Below are 23369 nucleotides of genomic sequence, written 5' to 3'. Positions count from 1 at the left end.
GGTTAACTGGGTTATAGCAATATTTTGAGCAGGAGTACGTGACAGTGTTTGGCAATCTGGTATGGGAGAAGTATGTTTGAGGTGCAGCTTTGATTATATTCTATTATTTCAACTGAAAAAGAACTTGGCTGTTTTCTGACAAACCATCCTTTTTCTGCATAATACTTTCAAAGCTCTCTCACGCCTGCTTCTCCGAATCCTGTATGAACTCAAATGAAGAATCTTCCCGTTTTCCTACAAATGTTATCTTCTTTTGCCGTTTCTTCCTGTCTTTTCCACTCTTATATCTATCCACAAGAAAAACATCTTCCATTCCCTTTGTCATTAAATTGAAAGCAAGAATGACAAGGGTGAAGAAAATGGTCACACTAAAAAACATCCAAGACCAGCCGGTTAAGTGCGTAAATGCATTCCCAATCATGCCAGACCATTCACTGGATATAGAAATATATGCATTTTGCGATTCATCAAGCTCTTGCTCCGTTGTCCCGCCAAATAATAAATGAAAAAATCCAAGATGTATTAATAATACCAATACCTTGATTGTTTCCTGGGTGAACTGAATAAGTAACTGGGGAAATATATATGGAATGATATGTTTCTTAAGAATATGCAGCCGGCCCCCTCCAAGTGTTTTTGCTGATTGAATGAATTCCAATGTATAAATTTGATGGATCTGATTTCCGATCAATAAGGAGTTAGTTGGTATGGCCACGATAGTTAATACAAAAAGTTGGAAAATCATTTTTTGTAATATAGTATACCCATCTACTTCACCGTGCGAAGTGAAAATAACATCAACCAAAAGAAAATAACAAATAAGCGCCGCCGGGATAAAATAAAAACCATTTACTAAGCCGCTGACGTACTGATTCAGCTTTGAAAAGTAATTTTCAAACAGAAAACCAATCATACCTGAAATAATTATCCGTAATCCAGCTACAAGGATAGAAATGCCGATTGTATATTTGGCGCCTTGTATTAATATAACAAAAATATGCCTTCCTACTTCATCTGTACCAAGTGGAGGTACTTCCAGAGGGCCAAATGGACCAAAGGATGTTATCAATCCTTCACTGTCTTTTAAGGAATTAGTAACTGGTATCACTCCATGAAAAAATATGGCATGACTAAAACTGGCTGCCAGTAATAAAAATATAAACAGAAAACCGGATAAAAAAAGCGGATGCTTGAAAAGCCTTTTAAAATTAGCTCCTATAATCATACATTAAACCTCCACTTGTTTACCCGTTATTTTTTCAATCACTATCTGTCCGATTGCCTGCATCATATAAATAGGAATAAACATCATCAACAATCCAATTGCTAGTACTGGTAAGGATCGGTGCATAAACATAAACCGCATTAATCCATCAATATTAAATGCGTATTCTATCATAAGCAGATTGGATAGCATAAACCAGATAATAGATTTAGAATGCAGAAAAATATGGATGATTGCATTGCGGAACACATGAATAAATAAAACAGAATACATGGATAGCCTTTTGGATTTGGCAACATCGATATATTGCCGGGATATTTCTTCTTCAAAATCATACATCATTGAACGGTAGAAAAACACGGTCGGTAGAATGGTCAGAACAATAATTGGCAGGATAAATACCTGTTTATCACCAAAAGATGCAATACTAAAAAACGGTAAATTTGTGTGTTTATTTACTAAAATTGCAGTCATAATCGCAAGGCCAATGACAAGTATATCTGGAACTGATTCCCCGATAAAGAGGATCCCCCGAATAATTTTACGGAGCTTACCTGCAACAATCATCGAGATAAAAGTTAAAATCAAGGCGAAAAGAAATGCGATAATAAAGGAAACAAAAAGCAGTGTCATCGAGTATCCCCACAACGGCCAAATATCTGGAAACAAGAAATAATCTGTCTGTAAATGTTCATATGTAACTGCAAATGGCTGCATCAAGCCCGAAGCAATCGTCATTAATGTGGAGATATAAGAAGAAATATCTAATTTCATGCCATCAAACAAAGCAGGGAGCGCTGAGATGAGAACAATACCAATAGCCGTCAGAATAAATTTTAAAAAAATTCGATAGTAAAGCCCCATTGACCGCACTCCTTCCATACTCTATTAAAATTTATCATAGTTTCAATAAATTTACAAATAACTCATAATATTAACTCTTATTTTGTTTTTAATCTACTATTCTGAATGGACCAAAAGAAACCCAGTATTCCGAGTCCGCCTATAAATAAGAATAGTCCTGCCATCATTGCATTGGATAGGAAAGCACTAACCATCAGACCGAAGCTGCCTAATATTTGTCCTGCATCCATGGATAATCCGCTCACAGCAATATAAGAACCTCTTGCATCTTTGTTTGCCAGCTGTGCGACATAGGTTGACCGGACAGGCTGAAAGAGAACCTCCCCGATAGTTGCAATGGCAATTGCGATAGTCAAAACAATGATCAGCTTACTCCATGCTAAAAAGCTGTAACCTGCAACATACAAAAACAAGCCCGCAAACAGTACCGTTTTTATATTGAATTTATGCGCCATTTTCCCAAGAATACTAGAGGCAAAAATCACAATAATGGTGTTCGTGATAATGAGAATACTTAACATCCTGGGACCATCAATGATGATACCGAACACCGATGTATGAATATCCTCACTTAGACGAACAGCGATAAAGCCATAGAGCTGAGATTCTAATGACAGGACAAGTAAAGTCGAGATACAAAGAAACATAAAACGAGTGTCTCTTAATACTTTTATATAGCTGGAAAGCAATCCTGAAAATACACCATTTTTCTTTTTCTCTTCATTTTTTGGTACATAATCATCACGGATCCATCCCAGTGTCAACAGAAATGTAAAGATGGAGAGAATGGCAAATCCTAAAAATAACTCAAATTTATGCTCTTGAAAGAATAAGGCTCCAACAAGAATACCAATAGAGAATGCCAGGTTTGCAGACCAGTAAATAAATCGATACATCAATGGCTGTTCATCTTCTGAACTGGCATCTATCAAAAGAGCCTCAGAAGCAGGGTCGATAAATCTGCTGGTAATACTTAATAGAAAAAACATAACAAATGTCAGCCAGACGGATTCAAACCATGGTGAATTAGCGAGCGCAATCATGATAAATGAGGCTGTTTGCAGGATACTTCCCGCTACTATAACTTTTTTTCTTCCAAACCGATCGGCAAAAAAACCTCCATACATACCAAAAATAATAGATACAACGGTTGTCAATGTTAAAATTGCCCCTGCCCAGGCTGCTCCTAGATTACTGGAAAAGTAAATGGCCATAAAGGGGAAGATACTCATCTCTGCGATATCTGAAATAAATGAAACAATCATACGGATTTTAATATTTAAATGGAACTGTTTAAATGCTGATAAATTCATTATTCGTCTTCTCCTTCCACCTTTTTTATTGTATATTGGAAAATAGGAAAGAAAAAGAGCAAGATGTTTTTTTATATTTCCTATTTTAGAAGGAGGTTACCTTAATGGATGTTTTAGAGTACTATATCGATTTTAAATGCCTGCCAGAATACCAACAGGCACATGAAATCCACATATCTAAACAAGAAATAGCAGACATTCTATTCTGCACCTCCAGAAATACACACTATATATTACAAAAATGGGTGCAGGAAGGATATATTGTTTGGCAGGGCCAGCGCGGCAGGGGTAAAAAATCAACTCTGACGTTTCTGACATCTTTAGATGAAGCGGCCTATCTTTATGTGGAAAATTTGATTCAAAGGGAGAAAGTGAAAGAAGCAGTAAGCTTTGCAACAGAAAGTCATTTTTCTTCTGAATTAAAAGAGATGCTTCTAAATACTATCCAAATGGCGTTTGGCATCCAGCATATTGAGCATCAGGAGGAAGTGAAGGATGTTTTGCATATTCCACTGCAGCATAGTCTGTACCATATGAACCCTTTCTTTGTAACCATTGCAGTAGAGGCGCATATTTTAAATGAAATTTTTGATACCTTGGTTCGTTATAATGTTGACAGCAAAACGGTCGAACCTCATCTTGCATATGGGTGGGAGGTGAATGAAGACTACACTTTCTGGACTTTTTATATACGCAAAGGAATCCGGTTTCATGACGGGAGTAATCTGACCAGTAAAGACGTGCAATGGACATTTCAATCCATTATAAATGAGGAAATAAATATTCCAAACAAATGGTTGTTTGCCGGGATACAAGACATAATCGTTCAGGGAAAATATACTATATCCTTTCAGTTAAAGGATGGAAATCACGTGTTCCCTTACTTTCTAAGCGCTATTTTTGCATCCATTGTCCCTGAAAAATCAGATATCAAAGGTTCTTCGCTGAAAGGAACAGGGCCTTTCAAAATAGAAGATGTCAATGATGAAAAGATGATTTTGAAAGCTTTCGATAATCATTTTCAAGGAAGACCTTTTCTGGATAAGGTTCATATGTGGAAACTGCCTGAAAGTAAGCTTGATCCGCTGAACTTTTTCACAGATGAGAATGTGGGGAAAACAAAAAAGAGCGGCTCCACATATACCATCCGTGATAATGGCAGTAATTACATCATCTTTAATTTGAAGAAAGCTGGTATACACCAAAATAGCTTTTTCAGACAGGCTGTAAGTGAAATGATAGACTCGAAGCAGATGGTACAGGAGCTGGGCGGGTCAAGAGTTGCCCCTTCTACAGGTTTTATACCGGACAGGAGTGACTACAGGAATATCAGGCATTCAACCCAAAAAGCAAAACAGCTGCTTCATCAATCTGGGTACAAAGGGGAAACCATTCATTTAGCTGTATTACGTTTTGATGATTTTTTAGAGGATGCCCGTTGGATGGAACAAAAAGTCAATGAGATTGGTATTAAGGTCAAGGTTCATCCGATTGAGCTGTCTGATATCTATAATGAAGATTTCATGTTAGCCTTTGATGCTGTATATACCGGAGAAAGTTTTGAAGATAATATCGAGCTGGCTATTCTCATTTTGCTTCGAAATGAATATGGAATTCGCATATTTCTTAATTCGTCTCTATTGAACGAATTAGACAATGGATTCGAATCTATCATTAAACAGCCGGATTATGAAAGCTTTTTGCAGGAATTTCAAGCAGTGGAGGAAAAATTAAAAGAAAGTGGTACGATTATATTCACTGTCCATGCTTCGGAGCAGAATACCTTCCAATCGAATCTGCAAGGAATCCAAATGAGTGGATACGGCTGGCCGGTATTTCATAAGCTGTGGATTAAATAGGAGGGAGGCATAGAGGGATGGAGTTACATTTTATCAGGCATGGCGAGGCTGAACATAATATGAATGAGCCAAAAACATTTCAAATCACAAATCCTGATTTGACTCCAAAAGGTGTTTCACAAGCGAAAGAACTTCGGCAAATCTTTCATCTTAAAAGTTCGGATCTCCTTTTAATGAGTCCAAGTGTCAGGACCATAGAAACTGCTATCATTTTTGCTAATGATTTAAATTGTGAAATGGCTGTCGTACCTATGTTTGGCCCAAAAATATTCCCATATAAAAGTAATTCAAAAACGCTGCCGTGTGATAAGACATTATCCTATCATGAATTGGCAGGGGAGTACCCCTTCTTGGATGTTTTTGAATGTAAAGATTTATGTACATTGAATAAACCGTTAAATAGTATAAAAGAAGAAGCTTTTATGAAACTGGCTTATCAATTCTTTCATTGGTGTAGAAAGTCAGAAAGGTCAAGGATCTTTATAATAACCCATGATGGTACAATAAATTCGTACTTGGAAATCTTAACAGAAAAGAAACTGACGAGAGATGATATGCTCAGTGAGGGGAAATATTTGACGGTGAACTTAACATAAAGTGATCCTTCATGTTCATGGGATCAGCGTAAAAACGAAACAGCTATCATATAAGTATGGAGAAAGATCGATTTTTTTACATCTATCTATAAAAAGGAATAAGTTTATGCCAAAATGTGAGAGGTGGAAGCCGTGAAATTAGGTCTGAAGAGCGATGAAGTAAGATTAGTGGATTACACACCTGAATGGAATAAAGAATTTTTAAAAGTGAAAAAAGAGCTGGTGAAAAACACAAGCATTGATGAAAATCGTATGCAGCATATTGGCAGCACAGCAATTAAGGGGATGTCAGCAAAACCAATAATAGATATATTAGTGGGTGTTGATGATTTGGGCAAGGTTGATAAAACCTTATTTAAAGGCTTTAGTAGAGCCGGTTTCTTAAGATTGAAAGTGGAGAGGCCAGGGGAAATTGTATTAGCCAAATTTACAGATGATACCTATGAAGTAAAAACTCATTATATTCACTTAGTTGAGTATCAAAAGGAGCTATGGAATAATCTAATTTTCTTTAGGGATTATTTAAATTCAGATGAAGCAGCCAGAAAACAGTATTTAGACATAAAGTCGGCATATCTAAAAAAGTCTTCTACAGGAGTCAATGACTATACTGATTTCAAAGAAGAGTTTGTTAAAGATATTTTTAAAAAGAGGAGAGGCTAAGCGCTGGTAAACAGTTTGATTATGACACTTCTGAAGTCCCGGTTGCTGACCACGCTATTTTTGTAGCATGTACTTGTTTAAAGTGCTGGATTGTGTTAATGTGCCATCGTCAATGCTATAAAAGAATAAAAATATTTAGATAAACCGTTATGGGATAAAATACCGTAACGGTTTATCTTTTTAATAGAGTGAGAACATAACGATTAAAATGGTGTATCTAATCTGTTTGAAAGAATCCTGTTAAGGGATCATTTGGAGTAAGCTTACCTTCAAATGGCCAGAAATAAGGAATATTTAATTTATGGTAAATAATACCAATAAATTAACTAGGCTGACTAATTTATATAAATATATAACGGGTCATTTTAACTGTTTTAACATTTTAGTTAAAAATTATATTAAATTAAAAAAGATTAACAGATAGGGTAATCTTTTAATAGATAATTAGGTAACCGCTGATTTAATGCATATGATATCAATTCATATACTACAGGAATAAAAATACAGAATATTTAGATTTAAAAAGGGGTGATAGAACTAATAAAAAAGAAAACAAAATAACCATTGAGTCTTATTGTTAGTTATATAGTAAAAATTTCCAAATATAGAGGGTTTATAGGTAGGTTATAAGTCTCTCGAAGAAAAATAATAATAATCCAATAAAACCTTTTGTATCGCACAGTGTATAGTTTTTGAATAGAATTTTCTATTTGGTAACAATAATTTATTAAAATCCGGGTGAAAAGTCTATGATTTACAAGATTAAATAATTCACCTTAAAATTAGACGGTATAGCCAAAAAAAGTCGCATTTTGGCAGGTAATGCAGGGAGAAAATTATATTGGTAGATTCGGTATTTAACTAATTATCTTAATTTTTGTGAGATTTAGTTTTTAAAGAGGACCTTTTAATTCTACCAATGATAATTATCCAAAACTTTATTTTTTTAGCTAATGTACATACATATTCATTTGGAGTCAGTCATCTTTAGAAATTAGCTAAACGACGGGGGGCATTTGATAAGAATAATTAGTACATATTCTAAATTATGTTGTTGACAAGTGAACGTTTTGGAGAATTATTAAGCAAAGGGAGGATGGAATTTTTGAGTAAAAAGAATTTCGATTATAAACGTAAGATGCAAGCAAAAAAAGTAAGCCGATCAAGTAAGATGAGGAAGGTGTTTGCTTCTTCAGCAGCAGCTTCTCTATTAGCTTTTAATACATTGCCAGCTGTTACAAGTGCTTCATCAGCAGGGGAAGTATTGACTAATCCTAAAATCGCCAGTTCATCTGCTATTTTAAATATTGCTCCATATGCAAGCCTGGCAGAAGTACGATTATTAACAGATGTTAATATTGATGCAAATTTAAATGATTCAGAGGACCCTAATTATTATAATCTTAATCTGGGTTTAACAGGTACTGGATTAGCTGATGTTGAATTAATCAGTCCTGATAGAACAGTAGTATTTTACGCTCCAGATTTAGCTGGCCAGCTAGAACATAGTGGCGGCACTGCGTCTGTGAGCGTTGATATCCTGCCAATTACCATGGAAAATCTGCCGGCTTTGGATGGAGCGCTTGAGGGGCTGCAAAGCACTCTTACCAGTTTAGTTACCGGTCTAGTCAGCGGAATTGATGATGCATTACCAACGTTAGTTCCACCAGAATTGATAGAAGTCAATGGTTTGGATGAATTAAATGCAGCAATTGATAACTTAAATAATTTAAATGATGCTTTAGCAGATGTACTTGCATACAGTGATAATGTTGAATATACAGTCGATAATGAAAATGGCACAATTGCTGTCACATTCTCTGATGGTTTAGGTAATCACTTAGAAACAGCAGTAGTTGATGTGGTTCAATCTGCTTTAGATGATGTATCCAATGCAGTAAATAATCTGGAAATAAATCTTTTGGATAATGTGCCTGGTATTGGTGATTTACTTAACACGCTTACAAATGAACTTCTTTTACCTTTAGTAGGGAATGTAACAGATGAAGTAACAAACCTTTCAGCGGAACTTACCGATGGAACTATTGATCTTTCAAATGATTTAGCAAGTGCTCAGGTAATAGGCAACACATCTGTTGACTTAGACGTACTAGTAAATAAGCCGGCAGGAGTTAATGGAGATGTTGTTATTGAAGGTGCCGGTGTGCAGGATTCAGTCATTGATGCAGCTTTATTAGAAAGCCTGGATGATTCTGCTACTGTTACGTTTGATGAAGATGATGACAGCGATTCCGATTCGGATAGTGACTCTGATTCAGACAGCGACTCTGATTCCGATAGTGATTCTGACTCAGACAGTGATTCCGACTCGGACAGTGACTCAGACTCAGACAGCGACTCCGATTCAGACAGTGACTCTGATTCCGATAGTGACTCAGACTCAGACAGTGATTCTGATTCAGACAGTGATTCCGACTCAGACAGTGATTCTGATTCCGATAGTGATTCTGATTCCGATAGCGATTCCGACTCAGACAGCGACTCTGATTCCGATAGTGATTCTGACTCAGACAGTGACTCTGATTCCGATAGTGATTCTGACTCAGACAGCGACTCTGATTCAGACAGTGATTCTGACTCAGACAGTGATTCCGATTCAGACAGTGATTCCGACTCAGACAGCGACTCTGATTCCGATTCAGATAGTGACTCCGACTCAGATAGTGACTCTGATTCCGATAGTGACTCTGATTCAGATAGCGACTCCGACTCAGACAGCGACTCTGACTCAGACAGCGACTCCGACTCAGACAGTGACTCTGATTCAGACAGTGATTCCGACTCAGACAGCGACTCTGATTCCGATAGCGATTCTGACTCAGACAGCGACTCTGATTCAGACAGTGATTCTGACTCAGACAGTGATTCCGACTCAGACAGCGACTCTGATTCCGATAGTGATACTGACACGGATGCGCCGGATCTTAGCGATGTAACAATCGATGGAAACAGCGATGATGGATATGAAATTTCCTTTACATCTGATGAAGAATTAGATGACATTAAACTAATTAATGAAGATGGAAATGAAGTTGATATCGAAGAAGTCATTTTTGATAAGGAAACTGGTGAATATACGCTTATAGTTGCAGGCAATGCAGTAGAAGCGGGTGATGTACTAACATTAGTTGCTGCAGATGAAGCAGGTAATGTAAATGATGAACACCAAGTAACAGTTCCCAAAGATAGCAGTTCCGGTGAAGGTGAAAATGGTGGAAAAGATTCAGGTGCGGCTACACCAGGAAACGGATCAGGTTCTGGATCTAACACATCACAAGGTCAAGGCTATGAGACAGAAAGTAGTAAAGAACAACGAGAAGGCCAAAAACTGCCAAGCACAGCAACATCCATGTGGACAATTGGACTAGTTGGATTAGTGGCTGTCGCAGCAGGAATTGGAACAACAATGTTTTCGAGAAGAAAGAAAACAAGTGAATAAATAAACAATATTCATGCAAAAGCAAATATCTGCCGATATTTGCTTTTGCCTATTATTTTATTTTATATCTTGATAAGTTTTGATAAGGAAAGGAAAATATCATTGAGTAGAAAAAAGGTTTATTTCTTACATTCCAATATCGGACAACAGCTTACCGGCATTGAAAAATCAGCAATGAAACGTGGAAATATGTTTGTGAAATACTTAGACGTGGAACCGGTGTTTGTTACCGTAAATAAAAATATCAATATACATACAAATTGGGAACGCTATATTGCAAATGGAGTTGTTGATAAGAATATTTCCATGATAAATTTATTCGAATATTTTCAGAGAAGTGAAGAAGGAAAAGAACTTCCTCCTTTTCAAATAAAAAGAGAGCCGGCTTATGGCTATGAAAATGAAACATCAAATGAAAAATTACATGTTCGTATGTTTGATACGAATAATAATCTCGTGAAATATATTATTTATAGATCAAACAAAAAGTTGGATTATATTAATTATTTCCATAATGGTAAAAAAATAGTCCGTGATCGATTTAACCGATTTGGTCAATTATCTCATACAGAATATTTACGCGAGGATAACACGGTTTATATGACAGAGTATTTTGATGTATATGGTAAACGGGTTATAACAAAATATGAGGATGGTCCGTATCTTATCAGTGATGAAAATTCTGTATTTAAGGCAGTTCTTCCTGATGAACAGGCTCTTATCCTTTATTTTTTGAAAAAAATAATTGGACAAGAAGAGCATGTTGTTATTATTGATCGAAACAAAAAATATAGTTCACTTTTTATTGGAAATAAGCAGCTAAATGTGAAGACCATCTCCGTCTTCCATTCTACATTTTTCTCAAATACTACGTTTCGATCGAAAGTAAATAAAAACTATAAAGAAGTTCTTAATAGTCCATATAGTTTCGATCATATTGTTGTATTAACAAACAATCAAAAAAGAGATATTGAGAAACAATATGGCATTCAGAATTTAGCTGCTATTCCACATCCTTGCCAGTTAGCCGATTCATTAGCCCAAAAAAAGCCGACGGTTAATAAACTAGTTTCTGTCAGTCGGTTAGTATCCGAAAAAAATATTGATCATCTATTAGAAATTATTACGATAGTAAAGAAGCATATTCCGGATGTGTTATTGGAAATATACGGAGGAGGGAAAGAACAGCAACAACTAAAGAAATTAGCTCAAAGCCTCGATTTGATGGATAATGTGTCATTTAATGGCTATGTAGATAAAGTGGAAGATGTCTATGATTCTGGTGAGCTGTTTCTATTTGCAGGCCAGGCAGAGGGCTTCACAATGAGTGTTTTAGAGAGTTTAGCATGTGGCTGTCCAGTCGGCAGTTACAATGTTCGCTACGGTGTGGATGAACTGATTCAAGAAGATGAAAATGGCTTTCTCGTTACATTTGGCGATAAAGAGAAATTTGCTGAAAAGATTGTTACTTATTTAAATAAATCTAGGGATGAGAAAAAAATTTACCGTCAAAAAGCAAAACATTCCGCTGTTGATTATACGGAAGATAAAGTAGCCGATAAGTGGAGAGATTTGCTGAATAACCTTATTTAGGTTGATAAGTCTAATCAAAAAAGTATTAATGTTTTAAATTAAAAATAGAAGTATATGACAGGGAATTGTTAATAAGAGAGGAAACGTTACTACATGGATTCAAGTATTATATTATCTTTTAAAAATAAACTATTTAGGGATGGGATAAAACGTATTTTAGAATGTGAACCAGAATTTCGAGTTATTTCTGCAAGTGATCAAATAGAAGAGATAAAACAATATTTATATTTAAAAAATAACATTGTATTAATGGAATTAATTAATCCGGAACTAAACCATCTAAATAAGATAAAGGAAATAACGAATAGATTTTCGATTGCAAAAGTTATTGTTCTTGCTGCCGAATTTGATAATTACCAAGTTGATTACGCACTTAAACATGGAGTACAGGGTTATTTATTAGGAGAGGTAAGCAAGGAATCTCTTATTGATTCCGTAAAAACAGTGAGTAGAGGCAACACTTATTTTGACCCTAAAATAGCTTACGATATTTTAAGAAATTATCGGAGGGTGGATAATGATGATAGAATTCTATCTGTAGGAAGAAACGTGGAATATCGAAAACCACTACATCTTTTTACTGTAAGGGAATGTGAAGTTTTACAGTTATTAGCTGAAGGGGCGAATAATCGTAAAATGGCTAATACTTTAGGTATTAGTGATAAAACAGTTAAAAACCATGTAAGCAGTATACTGAGTAAAATGGGAGTCTCTGGCCGAACACAAGCAGTACTCGCTGCAATAAAATCAGGATGGGTAGTTATTCATTAAAATATTCATGGATCAATATAAAGAGTAAACCGATTAGGCTATTAAAAGCATAGGAGGGCATAATGATTACCATAGATAAAGTATCATATCCATATTTTAAAGAACATCTTGAACACCTGAAGAAAAATATCATAGAAGACAGTGAATTTTTCCAACATATCAATAGTCAGCCTGCTTTAGATATCTTTTTATCAATTGGATTTGAGGATAAACGCGCGACTGTACTAAATGCAAGTGGAAAAAGTTTTTCTCAAGTTTGGTCGAATATAGAAAATCTGGGATATTCTTATTTAAAAAACTTAAGAGAAATGTTTATTTCTTTAAAAATAGACATTGTTACTAAAGTGACTCCTTTAGGTATCACAGAATTTATCCATCGAATTACAAAAACGAAAAAGAATTATTTTCGCCAAGGTATAAGTTTTAATAAAGATTTTAAGCATGCCTTTTTAGAGCAGGAGCTAAATGGAAACGCAGTGATTCAAATTGATCCGGAGACAAAACGTGGTTTTATTCACGAACGAAATTTGCAGAACTATATTAGTAAGCATAGACCAAAGCTAAAACCAGTAAACTTTAAAGCAGTTGAGAAAGTATATATTTTTGAGACACAGGGTTATTTTTATGAAAGTGGAAAATGTTATAAGCTGCATGATGGTGTTTATGATAATGGACGGAGAAACACTCCTTTAAATGCGGAAGAAGTCAGCATGTTAGTCAATGAGGGGCAGAAATATTTAACTGGTTTGAGTAAACCAAATGGCAAATTTGTATATGGTTTTTTCTCTTATTTTGATAAGGCGATAAAGCATTATAATAGTCTCCGTCATTGCAGCACCATTTATTCAATGATTGAGGCTTATGAGTTCCAGCCCACAGAAGAAGCTGCTGAAGCGATTGTAAAAGGGATACAGTATCTTATCCGGCAAAAAGTATATATTGACGAAGAGAAAAACATAGCTTATGTTATTGATGGCGAAAATCCTGATAATAAGGAAATCAAACTCGGAGCAATTGCGGCGGCTATATTGGCTATGACAAAGTATACAGAGGTCTTTAACGATGCACAATATATTCCGCTTACTCAAAAATTGGCACGTGGTATTATTCACATGCAGCAGGGAAATGGTAAATTCATTCATATACTGGATTATCCATCCCTTGCGTTAAAAGAAGCGTTTCGGATTGTTTATTATGATGGGGAAGCTTGTTTTGCTTTGATGCGTCTTTATAAAATTGATCGTGATGAACAGTGGCTGCATGCTGTTGAAAAAGCATTTGAATATTTTATTGAAAGCAGTCATTGGAAATATCATGATCACTGGTTAAGCTATTGTACCAATGAACTAACGCTCTATAAACCTGAACGTAAATATTATCAATTTGGTTTACAGAATGTACAAAACAGACTGGATTATATTTATAAAAGAGTGACAACCTATCCAACCTTCCTGGAGCTGATGATGGCAGCTTATCAAATGGTTGATCGTATGAAAGCAGACGGATATAATGACTTAATTGATGAATTGGATTTTGATGAATCAAAATTAGAAGCAACAATCCATCGAAGAGCAGAATATCAGCGTAATGGTTTTTTCTATCAGGAACTGGCAATGTATTTTAAAAATCCGAAAAGAATCGTCGGCAGTTTCTTCATTCGACACCATTCCTTCCGGACACGAATTGATGATGTGGAACATTATTTATCGGGATATTGCGCGTATTATGATCTATTTTTGAAAGCGAGTAAACGGTAAAAATTTGTAATCTATGTAAAGCTCAGTTAAGTTTTGCTGCAGCAAACATGATTACCCAAGTTTATCTGTGGGTGAAGCCATGAAAAACACAGCTCGTTAACAGATGATGGAGACGATAAGATTAATCGGAAGCGGTATATTATAGAAAAAAATCCAACTATGCTCATAGTTGGATTTTTTATTAGTTATAGCTGTAAATTAATTAAGTCCATGCACCTTTTCTGAAAACAGGAACACGGCTGCCGTCTTCTTTAATACCGTCAATATCCATTTGGTCTGAGCCAATCATAAAATCTACATGTGTAGTTGAACGATTAAGACCTGCTTTTTCAAGCTCTTCTTCAGTCATATCTGTTCCGCCGATTAAGCTAAACGCATATGCAGAACCGAGTGCTAAATGGTTTGACGCATTTTCATCAAATAATGTATTAAAGAAGGTTAATCCAGATTGAGAAATAGGGGAGGCATCTGGAACTAATGCGACTTCTCCTAAGCGGGAAGCACCCTCGTCCTGTTGAATTAATTTTTGGATAACTTCTTCGCCTTTTTCAGCAGTTACTTTGATTACTTTCCCATTTTCAAAATGGAACTCCATCCCTTCAATGACAGAACCTGCATAGCTTAATGGCTTGGTTGATACAACAACGCCATCTACCCGGTTAGCGTCAGGAGCGGTAAATACTTCTTCTGTCGGCATGTTGGCGATAAAACGTTCGCCGCGTGAGTTAAAGCTTCCGGCTCCTTCCCAGCGGTGGTTTTTCGGAAGGCCAACGGTTAAGTCTGTACCTGGAGCAGTGTAATGTAACGCCACAAACTGTTCTTTATTTAACGTTTCTGCTTTTGTTTCCAGGGTCTGATCTTTTTTCTCCCATGTTTGAATTGCATCATCATTATATAAATGAACCGCTTTGAAAATAGCTTCCCATAAGGCATCTGTCTGTTCATCAGCTGAATTTAATTCAGGAAAGACTTTTGCAGCCCATTCCGGACTGGCAGCAGCTGCTACAATCCAGGAAAGTTTATTTGCCTGTGTCGCTTGAGACATTGGCTTAAAAGCTTCACCAGATGCTTTTTGAGCGGCAGCGATTTTTTCGCCATCCAACCCTTTTAAGGCATCAGGGTCATTGGAAACGATACCGATACGAGTAGCACCTTGTTCAATGATGTAGTTCATTTCTTCGATGCGGTAATCCGGAATATCAGTTAATGTTTCTGTCGATTGGTGTTCGAAACCAAGTCTTGAAACTTTATCGTCTCCCCATTTGAGAATAACGCGTTTTGCCCCTTTTTCATAAGCAGCTTTCGTTATTTTCCGGGCTAATGGAGCCTGGTCGACGTCAATGGTTAAAACAACAGTGTGTCCTTCCTGCACATTCACACCGGCAGAAACGATTAACTCAGCATATTTTTGCAGTAATTGATCAAAATTTTTCAAAGTCATATATAGAGCCTCCTTGTAAGTTTGGTATACTTTTCCATAGTAGCACAATCAATTATGAATAACAAAAAGAGAGGGGAATGAGCTGATTAATACTGGTTGTTAAATCAGAATTTCTGCTTTTTTCTTATTCCATCTCTAAGCCTATATTTCCAAATTGGTTCCCGGCTTTCATTCTCTCCAGTGCCTGTTCGATGTCGAAAAGAGGATAGACGCTATCTACTACAGGTTTTATCTTGTGATCTGTTATAAATTGCAACATCTGTCCGAATTCTTCTGCACTTCCCATAGAAGTTCCCAATATATTAAATTGTGGATAAAAGAGCGAGCGCAGAGAAAGTGTAATGCTGTCACCGGAACTTGCTCCAAAATGAACCAAATTTCCATCTGGCTTTAACACATCGAAGTAGCGGGGGAAGAGAGCTGCTCCAATACTATCTAATATGACATCAAATTTTTCTTTTTTTCGTTCAGCCTGCCAATCACTGTTTGTTTTGAAAAGGCAGTCTGCTCCAAGAGCCTCGGCTTTCTGGAGTTTCGTATGATCACGTGAGGTTACACTAACCTTTGCATCAATTGCTTTCGCAAAGAGGAGGGCGTAGGTTGCTACTCCGCTTCCGATTCCGGGAATAAAAAGATGTTGTCCGGTTTTCAGCTGTCCTTTGGTAAACAGTGCCCGGTATGCTGTAAGTGCGGATAGAGATAATACACCTGCCTCTACCCATGAAAGATGTGCCGGCTTCTTTACAATATTTTTTGCAGAAATCACAACATATTCGGTAAAGGTACCGTTGGATGGGCCGCCTAAAATACGCGGTATTTCAGGTACATCTTGAACTGCATACCAGCCCAGGCTTGGATTAATAATGACCTCATCATATAGATTGAAATCTGCAGCCTCTTGTCCGAGCTCTGTAATGATCCCTGCACCATCTGATCCAAGGGTATAAGATGCTTCCTTGGAACGGCTCTGATTCATAACAAATAAATCGCGCCGGTTTAACCCGGCAGTTTTTAATTTGATTTTTACTTCTCCTGCTTTTGGCTTTTTATTTTCTATTACCTGATAAGATAATCCTTTTTGACCTTGAAAAATGACTGCTTTCATTTTTTCTCCTCCTATTCCAATAAGTTATGATAAACAAAAAAATAAACCCATTCTATATTTATTCCGAAACAAATAAACAGCTTGTATACTTTGTTTATTGTATAGTAAATATAGGAACAGAGGAAATACAGATTGGTTATGAATTTTATAACTAATTGTTATGGGGTGATGGGATGAACCAGGTCTGGTTAGAAGCGTATATCGCAATTGTTGAGGAAAAAAGTATTACTAAGGCGGCTGGCCGCTTAAACCTTTCTCAGCCAGCATTAAGCAAACAGGTAAGAAGTTTAGAATCCGATTTAAATGCAAAACTGGTTACAAGAAGCTCAAAAGGGATTGAAATGACCAGAGCCGGGCAGTATTTTTATCAGCAGGCACAATCTTTACTGCAGGAAATGAACAGGACAAGAGAGAAGCTCATGAAAATGCAGCAGACAGACAAGCTTACAATGGGGTGTTTGCCAAGTATTTCCACCTCTTTTCTCCCGGATATTATTAATGCGGATCATTCTGTTTTTATTCAGAATCATTCAGAAGCGCTGGTCCGGTCAGTAGTCAATGAACAGATTGATGCGGCCTTTATCGATACTTCTTTCCGGACAAAGGATGTCGTCATAGAAGAATTATTTACAGAGAATTACTATGCGGTTATTCCGAAGCAGGATCTGCCAGTAAAAGCAAATACGATGGATTGGAAGGATATAATAAAATTTCCCCTTATCCTCCATACAAGCCCCTGTGATTCCCGGAACCGGATTATTGCTTTTGCAAAGCAATATGGCGATACTCCTCAGATTGCAAGAGAGGTACCATTTGGTGATTTTCTTTACGGATACGTATTAGCAGGGGAAGGGATCACGATTATACCAGCATTGCTTGCTAAAAGTATTGCGTATTTAAATGTCCATCTGATTCCTGTTGATGGTCTGGAGCGTACGATTGCTGTTTGTGCAAAAAGCGAGGCTGCAAGAGAGAGGGTTTTGTCATTGCTTGATAAAGCCAAAATAAGAGTAAATAAAACGGATGCTTAGGCAGCCTCCGTTTTATTTATATCATTATCGCAGTTTAAAAGCATATGCCTTTCCTTTATATACAATTAAAAAGCCAATAACACTTAATAATAAAAACCCCCATGGGAAAGAACCGGCATCTGTTTTATTTAATAATATTCCACCTGCAAACCCGCCCCCGGCAACAGACAGGTTGAATACTGTTACAAAAATAGATTGTGCTACATCAGCGTCTTCTCCAGCAGCATCTGCCATCGCAGTTTGTAGAAGTGTTGGTGCTCCCCCAAAAGCCAGTCCCCAAGCTGCTATAGCAAGAAAAATAATCCAGGGCGTCCCATCTGCAGCTCCTAACAAAAGGGAACTTCCTGCAAAAGCTCCCACACTGATCAATGTTAACAAACGTAAATGATTATCAATAAATACACCAATCAGCCAAATACCAGCTATGGATGAAATACCAAAAATGAATAAAACAGCACCTACATAATTTGCAAGTTCAACATAAGCCATGAATGGTGCAATATAAGTGTAAAGCATATTATGGGCCAATATCCATACCAATACAACAAATAAAATGGACCGTATCCCAGGCAGTTTGAAAATCTCATAAATGGATTGACGCTGTCTGGCAGCTTGTCCTGGATAATCTGGTACTTTTACATATATCCATAAGATTAAAAGGATCGTGATTCCGCTGATAAGCAAAAAAATAGCTTGCCAATGAAGGTACATCCCCAGCCATGTTCCAATTGGAACGCCAAGAGACAAGGCAATCGGCTGACCAGTTCCAGCGATAGCCAATGCACGTCCTTGTAAAGCAGGGGCAACCATGCGGCGAGCATAACCCGCCACAAGTCCCCAAAGCAATCCAGTGGCCATTCCTGCAATAAATCGTAAAATCAGGGTAAGCTCGTAATAAGGGGATAATGCTGTGAATATATTAGCAAGAAACAAAATACATAGTGCCATTAATAACACTTTTTTTCGCGGCCATCCCCGTGTTAAAGTAACAAGTGGGATAGCTGCTGCGACGGAACCAGCCGCAAAAAGAGTGACAAACTGCCCTGCTGATGCTTCCGAAACACGTAAGCCTTGACTGATTTGCGGAAGTAAGCCGGCCGGGATTGTTTCTGTCATAATCGCGAGAAAACTCGCAACTGATAATGCTATCAGATTCCATATTGGCAATTTTTCAATGTGTGATGCTTCTTGCTCGTCTATCCTATCCGATTTACTCAACCTTTTTCCCAGCCAAACCGGAAGCTGCCATATCCTTGTCACCATGCCCTTGATCAAGTGCACGCTGAAATCTTTGTTGGCCGGCACGTGTAATATCCACCTGTAACCCTTGCTTTTCCGCAGCGGATACTACTAACCCGGCATCCTTCACGGCATTTGCAATTGAAAAGCTGGTTGTGTAATCATCCGTCAATATAGCCTGTGCCTTTTGCTGAAAATAAGCATTATCCATCGGTCCGCCGGTTACAACATCTACAACCAAATTCGGGTCAATGCCCAGTTCCTTGGCAAGACTTAGGCTCTCGGCAACACCATGTGTCAAAGCGAAAACCCAGCTGTTTAACGCTAATTTTAGACGGCTGCTTGCTCCGGGCTGTTCAGAAACCCAAACTGTGTGCTTTCCAATTGCTTCAAAGACAGGTGCAATCAGCTGTCTATATGATGTTGATCCGGAAGCAAGAATAACAAGCTGTCCCTGTTCTGCCGGCTGTTTCGTGCCTTGCACTGGAGCGTCAAAAAAGATTAATCCGTATTGTTTAGCGAAATCTATTAATTCATCAATATCCAGTCCGACCGTACTCATCTGGATCCATATAGTTCCTTTTGATAAGCTTTCTTTTATAGATTGCATGACTTCCAATACGGCAGGACCGTCTTTCAAGAGACTTATAATGACATCTGTACCCTGAACGGCTTCCAGCGGAGAATCACATACAGTAACTCCGGCAGATTGAAGCTTTTCGGCTTTTGAACGTGTCCGGTTCCAAACACGTACCTTAAAACCGCTTTTCTGCAGATTTTTAGCTACAGCTGCTCCAATAATTCCTGTGCCAAGTACGGTGATTTTCTTTACTTCTGATTTCAAATTATTCATCTATATTCCTCCTTGTCTTAAACTTCATTATGATAAAAATTTTATTTATTTGTACTAAAAAAATAGCCAATGTATCGATACAAAACAGATTGCTTTAAAGAAAATTAAATTGTATTTTATACAGAAAATCGGCATTTTTATGTGTAGAATGGGCATTTACTTACTATGCAGCTTCTCTAATTTTCGATTTCTTTTTCACATTTACCAAAATAACCCCAAAAATAATTACCGCTGCACCAATAATGTGATAATAATAAAATGGCTCGCTTAAAATCAGTACTCCAGAAAGGATAGTGATCAACGTAGCAACATTATTAAATACACTGACCTGGATTACCGGCAATTTGGAAACAGCATAAATAGACAATAAAGATGTTCCAAATGTAGACAGGACACCTAAAAATAAAATGGATAATAAATATGGAATCTCTGTCAGAGAACCTATATATTCCCCGGCAGAACCGCCATTGATAAAGTAGACAGCATTAAAGAATAAAAAACCAATAAACATGATATATATCGTAATTTTAATCGGTGCTGTCCGTTTGGTTGCACTCCGGGACATTACCTGCCAAACTGCGGTGGCCAGAATAGATACGATAATCAACAGGTTGCCAACCAAATGAAAATCATAGCCTCCCGAGCTGTTCATCATCTGCAGAAAAACAACTCCTGCAATACTTAAAGCAATTCCTGCTCCTTGTACTTTCCGGACATTTTCCTTAAGAAATATACTTGCTAAAAGAACCGTCAGGGCAGGTGCAATTGCCTGAATGATTCCAGCCTCTGTCACTGTTGTCTGGTCAAGACCCAGTATCTGCGTGCCGAAAAAAATAATCGGGTAGGATAAGGAAATAACTACTACGATTAAAAATTCTCTGCGTTCCAACCGTAAATCAATTGGTTTTATAGCAAGAAATAAAAGGACACCCAAAAAGGCAAATGTAAATCGCTGGGCCAATATAAGTAATTGACCTTCATATGTCAAAGAATTTTTAACAAACATAAAGGACAATCCAATAATAATGGAAAAGGCAGCGGCTGCCAGTAATGCTCTATTTTTTCTCATAACTTTCTCCTCCTTCTTTTTCAGAATAAAGGAGGCGTGCTGGATAGTCGGAATTTCTTTTTGCTGGTGTATCGATACAAATAAGATAAAGGGAAACTCAGCAACAATACATTCATGGTAATCTATTTGTAGGAGAAGGGGGGACGCTTATGAAGAAATATCAATTCATAGCCAATCAAATTCTAAACCAAATCGATCAGGGAGAATATAAAGAGCGCCTGCCGTCTGTACGGAAATTGATGGATACCTTTGGGGTGAGCCAGGTTACAATTACTCAGGCATTACAGCATTTAACCGATATAAATCGAATTTATGCAAAACCGAATGTAGGTTATTTTATTATTTCCAGAAAAACAGAGGCAGAAGCATGTAAAGGGAGATATGATTTTTCCACTGCCTCTACCTCCTGGACAGATTTTCCATTGGACAGTTATTCACAATGTTTGGAGGCAGCTATCCAAAATGAAAAAACAGAGCTATTTACTTATGGTGCAATCACCGGTAATGAGGAACTGAAGCAACTGTTTCAAAAGCTGCTGATGGAGGATCAGATTTTTACTGAAAAAGAACAAATTATGATTACAAGCGGAACCCAGCAGGCGCTGCATATTCTTGCTTTAATGATGATGACGAAAAAAGAATCGATTTTAATCGAACAGCCGACCTATCACCAGATAATCAATCTGGTGGAACGGCTTCATTTGAATTACGTCACATGCTATCGGGATTTAGATCAGATTGATTTAACGGAATTAGAAGAAAGCATTAAAATAAATCGTCCAAGCTACGTTTATTTGATGCCGAGACTTCATAATCCACTTGGAACTACAATGAGTGAACAGGAAAAAAAGATACTGTTAAAATTTTCTGTAAAATATGATTTTTATATTATAGAAGATGATTATTTAGGTGACTTTGAAGGGAACAGCAGCTATAAAACAATGTATGAAATGGATAACGATCAGCGCGTTGTTTATTTAAAAAGCTTTTCTAAAATTATGTTTCCGGGACAGCGGTTAGGCATTGCTGTCATACCTGAGAAGCTCATTGAGCCTTTTCAAAGCTTTAAAGAAATTATTGATATCCAGACCAATTCTTTAAGCCAGGTGATTATGCAAACATTTATGGAAAGCGGGCTATATGCACATCATAAAGATAAAATTGTTTCTAAACATCAGCAGAAAGCAGAAATATTGCATTGCGCTTTGAAGACTTATTTCTCCGATTATGAATTTAATGATAATCATCAGATGCATACAGTAATTAAACTGCCAAAACAGATAAATATGAATAAGCTCCATGAAGAGTTGGCTAAACGTCATGTTTTAGTGGATGATTACCAGACGAATTATGTAACAGGCTATAAGCAGAATCATAAATTTTTAAAACTGAATACGACAAGCATTCAAGAGGAAAAGATTGATGAAGGCGTCCAATTGATTCATGAAGCAATTGAATACAGTAAATATCTTTAAGATGCGTTCCGTTTGTATCGATACAAAGTCTAAATATTATTAAACAAATGATAATCACTTCTTTCATAATGAAGCGTAGCTAATGAGATAGGAGTGATTTTTTATGGAGTCAGAAATGATTTTAAAATGGATGCAGGAGAGGAAGAGTGTCCGCAGCTTTACAGAACAGGAGGTGGATTCTAAGCTTATATCTAAGATCATCAATCATGTGAGATTGGCTCCGAGCGGATTTAATGCACAGCCATGGAGATTTGTAATAGTGAAAGATAAAAATATGATTCAAAAGCTTTATCAATATTCCGGTTATCAAAAGCAATTAAATACTGCTTCCTGCGTTATTGTATTATATAGTGATTTGATGGATGTGCACAGAAAAGTAGAGGAGGTTCTCCATCCGGAAATGAGCCCGGAGAAGAAGAGAAGCGACAAGGAAGCACTCTTAGAAACACTGGAGATGGCTCCTGACGTATTGCAATCACAAGGATATATTGCACTTGGTTATTTGCTGCTGGCGCTCACTGCTTATGGTATATCCAGCGTGCCGATGCTTGGTTTTGATTTAGAAAAGGTAATGGAACTATTGGAGATTGAAGGGAGTATTTTATCCGTGGTTGCAGCAGGGTATGGAGTGAAGGAAGGATATGCCCACCATCGTCTTGCTTTAGAAGAAATTGTTCGTTTGTATTAAGGGGAGAGAGGAAAAACTTGGTGAGTTTGATATAGCTTTCAAGTTGACTCTGTAAAAGTTTAATATGGTTAATATACCATATATGCTTTTATTCAATTATTCTATTGATAAGATAAAAACTTATTAATAATTCTTTCCATATCATACTCACTTAATTTGCCTCTAGGTATTTTATCTTCATTACTGAAAACAGCATAAGTATCACATTGTACATAAGACGCTTTAGATAAACCAGAATTAGGGCTATCTAAAATAGGTACACGATTATATCTTGGTGTACTAGTTATTTTTAGCCCTACCGCTTTATTTTTATCTTGAGTTAATACAATAATAAAGACAGGGCGTTTTTAGCACCCTGTTCTTTTTC

At 37.0% G+C, this 23369-nt stretch carries 18 protein-coding genes; 10 read left to right on the top strand and 8 right to left on the bottom strand.

The window, feature by feature from the left end; genetic code table 11:
- Positions 1–178: 178 nt before the first annotated feature.
- The 3 genes from IEX29_RS10360 to IEX29_RS10350 all read right to left on the bottom strand — a co-directional run bounded on the left by IEX29_RS10360 (position 179) and on the right by IEX29_RS10350 (position 3402).
- Positions 179–1225: an ABC transporter permease gene (locus tag IEX29_RS10360; RefSeq protein ID WP_188734377.1), complete on the bottom strand. Its 1047-nt coding sequence runs from the start codon at positions 1223–1225 to the stop codon at positions 179–181.
- A 3-nt stretch (positions 1226–1228) separates the two neighbouring features.
- Positions 1229–2089, bottom strand: coding sequence for an ABC transporter permease subunit (locus tag IEX29_RS10355; protein WP_188734376.1), 861 nt, complete (start codon positions 2087–2089; stop codon positions 1229–1231).
- A gap of 77 nt (positions 2090–2166) precedes the next feature.
- Positions 2167–3402: an MFS transporter gene (locus tag IEX29_RS10350; RefSeq protein WP_188734375.1), complete on the bottom strand. Its 1236-nt coding sequence runs from the start codon at positions 3400–3402 to the stop codon at positions 2167–2169.
- A gap of 104 nt (positions 3403–3506) precedes the next feature.
- On the opposite strand from IEX29_RS10350, the gene IEX29_RS10345 reads away from it, so the two are divergent.
- The 7 genes from IEX29_RS10345 (at position 3507) to IEX29_RS10315 (ending at position 14101) form a co-directional block, all read left to right on the top strand.
- Positions 3507–5261 (top strand): ABC transporter substrate-binding protein, encoded by a 1755-nt coding sequence (locus IEX29_RS10345; protein WP_188734374.1) that lies wholly within the window; start codon positions 3507–3509, stop codon positions 5259–5261.
- Positions 5262–5278: 17 nt separating this feature from the next.
- On the top strand, positions 5279–5857 hold the full coding sequence (locus IEX29_RS10340; protein ID WP_188734373.1) for a phosphoglycerate mutase family protein: 579 nt from the start codon (positions 5279–5281) through the stop codon (positions 5855–5857).
- A 132-nt stretch (positions 5858–5989) separates the two neighbouring features.
- On the top strand, positions 5990–6520 hold the full coding sequence (locus tag IEX29_RS10335) for a GrpB family protein (protein ID WP_188734372.1): 531 nt from the start codon (positions 5990–5992) through the stop codon (positions 6518–6520).
- A 1105-nt stretch (positions 6521–7625) separates the two neighbouring features.
- Positions 7626–9980, top strand: a complete 2355-nt coding sequence (locus tag IEX29_RS27000; protein ID WP_204799043.1) for an adhesive domain-containing protein — start codon at positions 7626–7628, stop codon at positions 9978–9980.
- Positions 9981–10082: 102 nt separating this feature from the next.
- On the top strand, positions 10083–11573 hold the full coding sequence (locus tag IEX29_RS10325; RefSeq protein ID WP_188734371.1) for a glycosyltransferase: 1491 nt from the start codon (positions 10083–10085) through the stop codon (positions 11571–11573).
- 93 nt (positions 11574–11666) lie between these two features.
- Positions 11667–12344, top strand: a complete 678-nt coding sequence (locus tag IEX29_RS10320; RefSeq protein ID WP_188734370.1) for a response regulator transcription factor — start codon at positions 11667–11669, stop codon at positions 12342–12344.
- 62 nt (positions 12345–12406) lie between these two features.
- Positions 12407–14101, top strand: coding sequence for a hypothetical protein (locus IEX29_RS10315; RefSeq protein WP_188734369.1), 1695 nt, complete (start codon positions 12407–12409; stop codon positions 14099–14101).
- Positions 14102–14303: 202 nt separating this feature from the next.
- On the opposite strand, the gene IEX29_RS10310 is transcribed toward IEX29_RS10315, so the two are convergent.
- Both IEX29_RS10310 and IEX29_RS10305 read right to left on the bottom strand, forming a co-directional pair.
- Positions 14304–15542, bottom strand: coding sequence for an aminopeptidase (locus IEX29_RS10310; RefSeq protein ID WP_188734368.1), 1239 nt, complete (start codon positions 15540–15542; stop codon positions 14304–14306).
- A 124-nt stretch (positions 15543–15666) separates the two neighbouring features.
- Positions 15667–16647 (bottom strand): zinc-binding dehydrogenase, encoded by a 981-nt coding sequence (locus tag IEX29_RS10305; RefSeq protein WP_188734367.1) that lies wholly within the window; start codon positions 16645–16647, stop codon positions 15667–15669.
- 173 nt (positions 16648–16820) lie between these two features.
- On the opposite strand from IEX29_RS10305, the gene IEX29_RS10300 reads away from it, so the two are divergent.
- Positions 16821–17678, top strand: a complete 858-nt coding sequence (locus IEX29_RS10300) for a LysR family transcriptional regulator (protein ID WP_188734366.1) — start codon at positions 16821–16823, stop codon at positions 17676–17678.
- 24 nt (positions 17679–17702) lie between these two features.
- Here the strand turns inward: IEX29_RS10300 and IEX29_RS10295 are convergent, their stop codons facing one another.
- From IEX29_RS10295 to IEX29_RS10285, 3 genes are all read right to left on the bottom strand, one after another.
- Positions 17703–18896, bottom strand: a complete 1194-nt coding sequence (locus tag IEX29_RS10295; RefSeq protein WP_229720165.1) for an MFS transporter — start codon at positions 18894–18896, stop codon at positions 17703–17705.
- Positions 18889–19770, bottom strand: a complete 882-nt coding sequence (locus IEX29_RS10290) for an NAD(P)-dependent oxidoreductase (protein WP_188734365.1) — start codon at positions 19768–19770, stop codon at positions 18889–18891. The genes IEX29_RS10295 and IEX29_RS10290 overlap by 8 nt, the downstream gene beginning before the upstream one ends.
- 163 nt (positions 19771–19933) lie before the next feature.
- Positions 19934–20839, bottom strand: coding sequence for a DMT family transporter (locus IEX29_RS10285; RefSeq protein ID WP_188734364.1), 906 nt, complete (start codon positions 20837–20839; stop codon positions 19934–19936).
- Between the two features lie 149 nt (positions 20840–20988).
- Between IEX29_RS10285 and IEX29_RS10280 the strand changes: the two genes are divergently transcribed.
- Positions 20989–22314 (top strand): aminotransferase-like domain-containing protein, encoded by a 1326-nt coding sequence (locus IEX29_RS10280; protein WP_188734363.1) that lies wholly within the window; start codon positions 20989–20991, stop codon positions 22312–22314.
- 103 nt (positions 22315–22417) lie between these two features.
- The gene (locus IEX29_RS10275; RefSeq protein ID WP_188734362.1) at positions 22418–23002 is read left to right on the top strand and encodes a nitroreductase family protein; all 585 of its coding nucleotides are present in this window, start codon (positions 22418–22420) and stop codon (positions 23000–23002) included.
- Positions 23003–23369: the final 367 nt, after the last annotated feature.

It is taken from the genome of Oceanobacillus neutriphilus (genome assembly GCF_014645515.1).
Lineage (GTDB): Bacteria > Bacillota > Bacilli > Bacillales > Amphibacillaceae > Oceanobacillus > Oceanobacillus neutriphilus.
The sequence above is the reverse complement of the archived record's forward strand: the minus strand, read 5'-3'. Positions and strand labels throughout refer to the sequence as shown.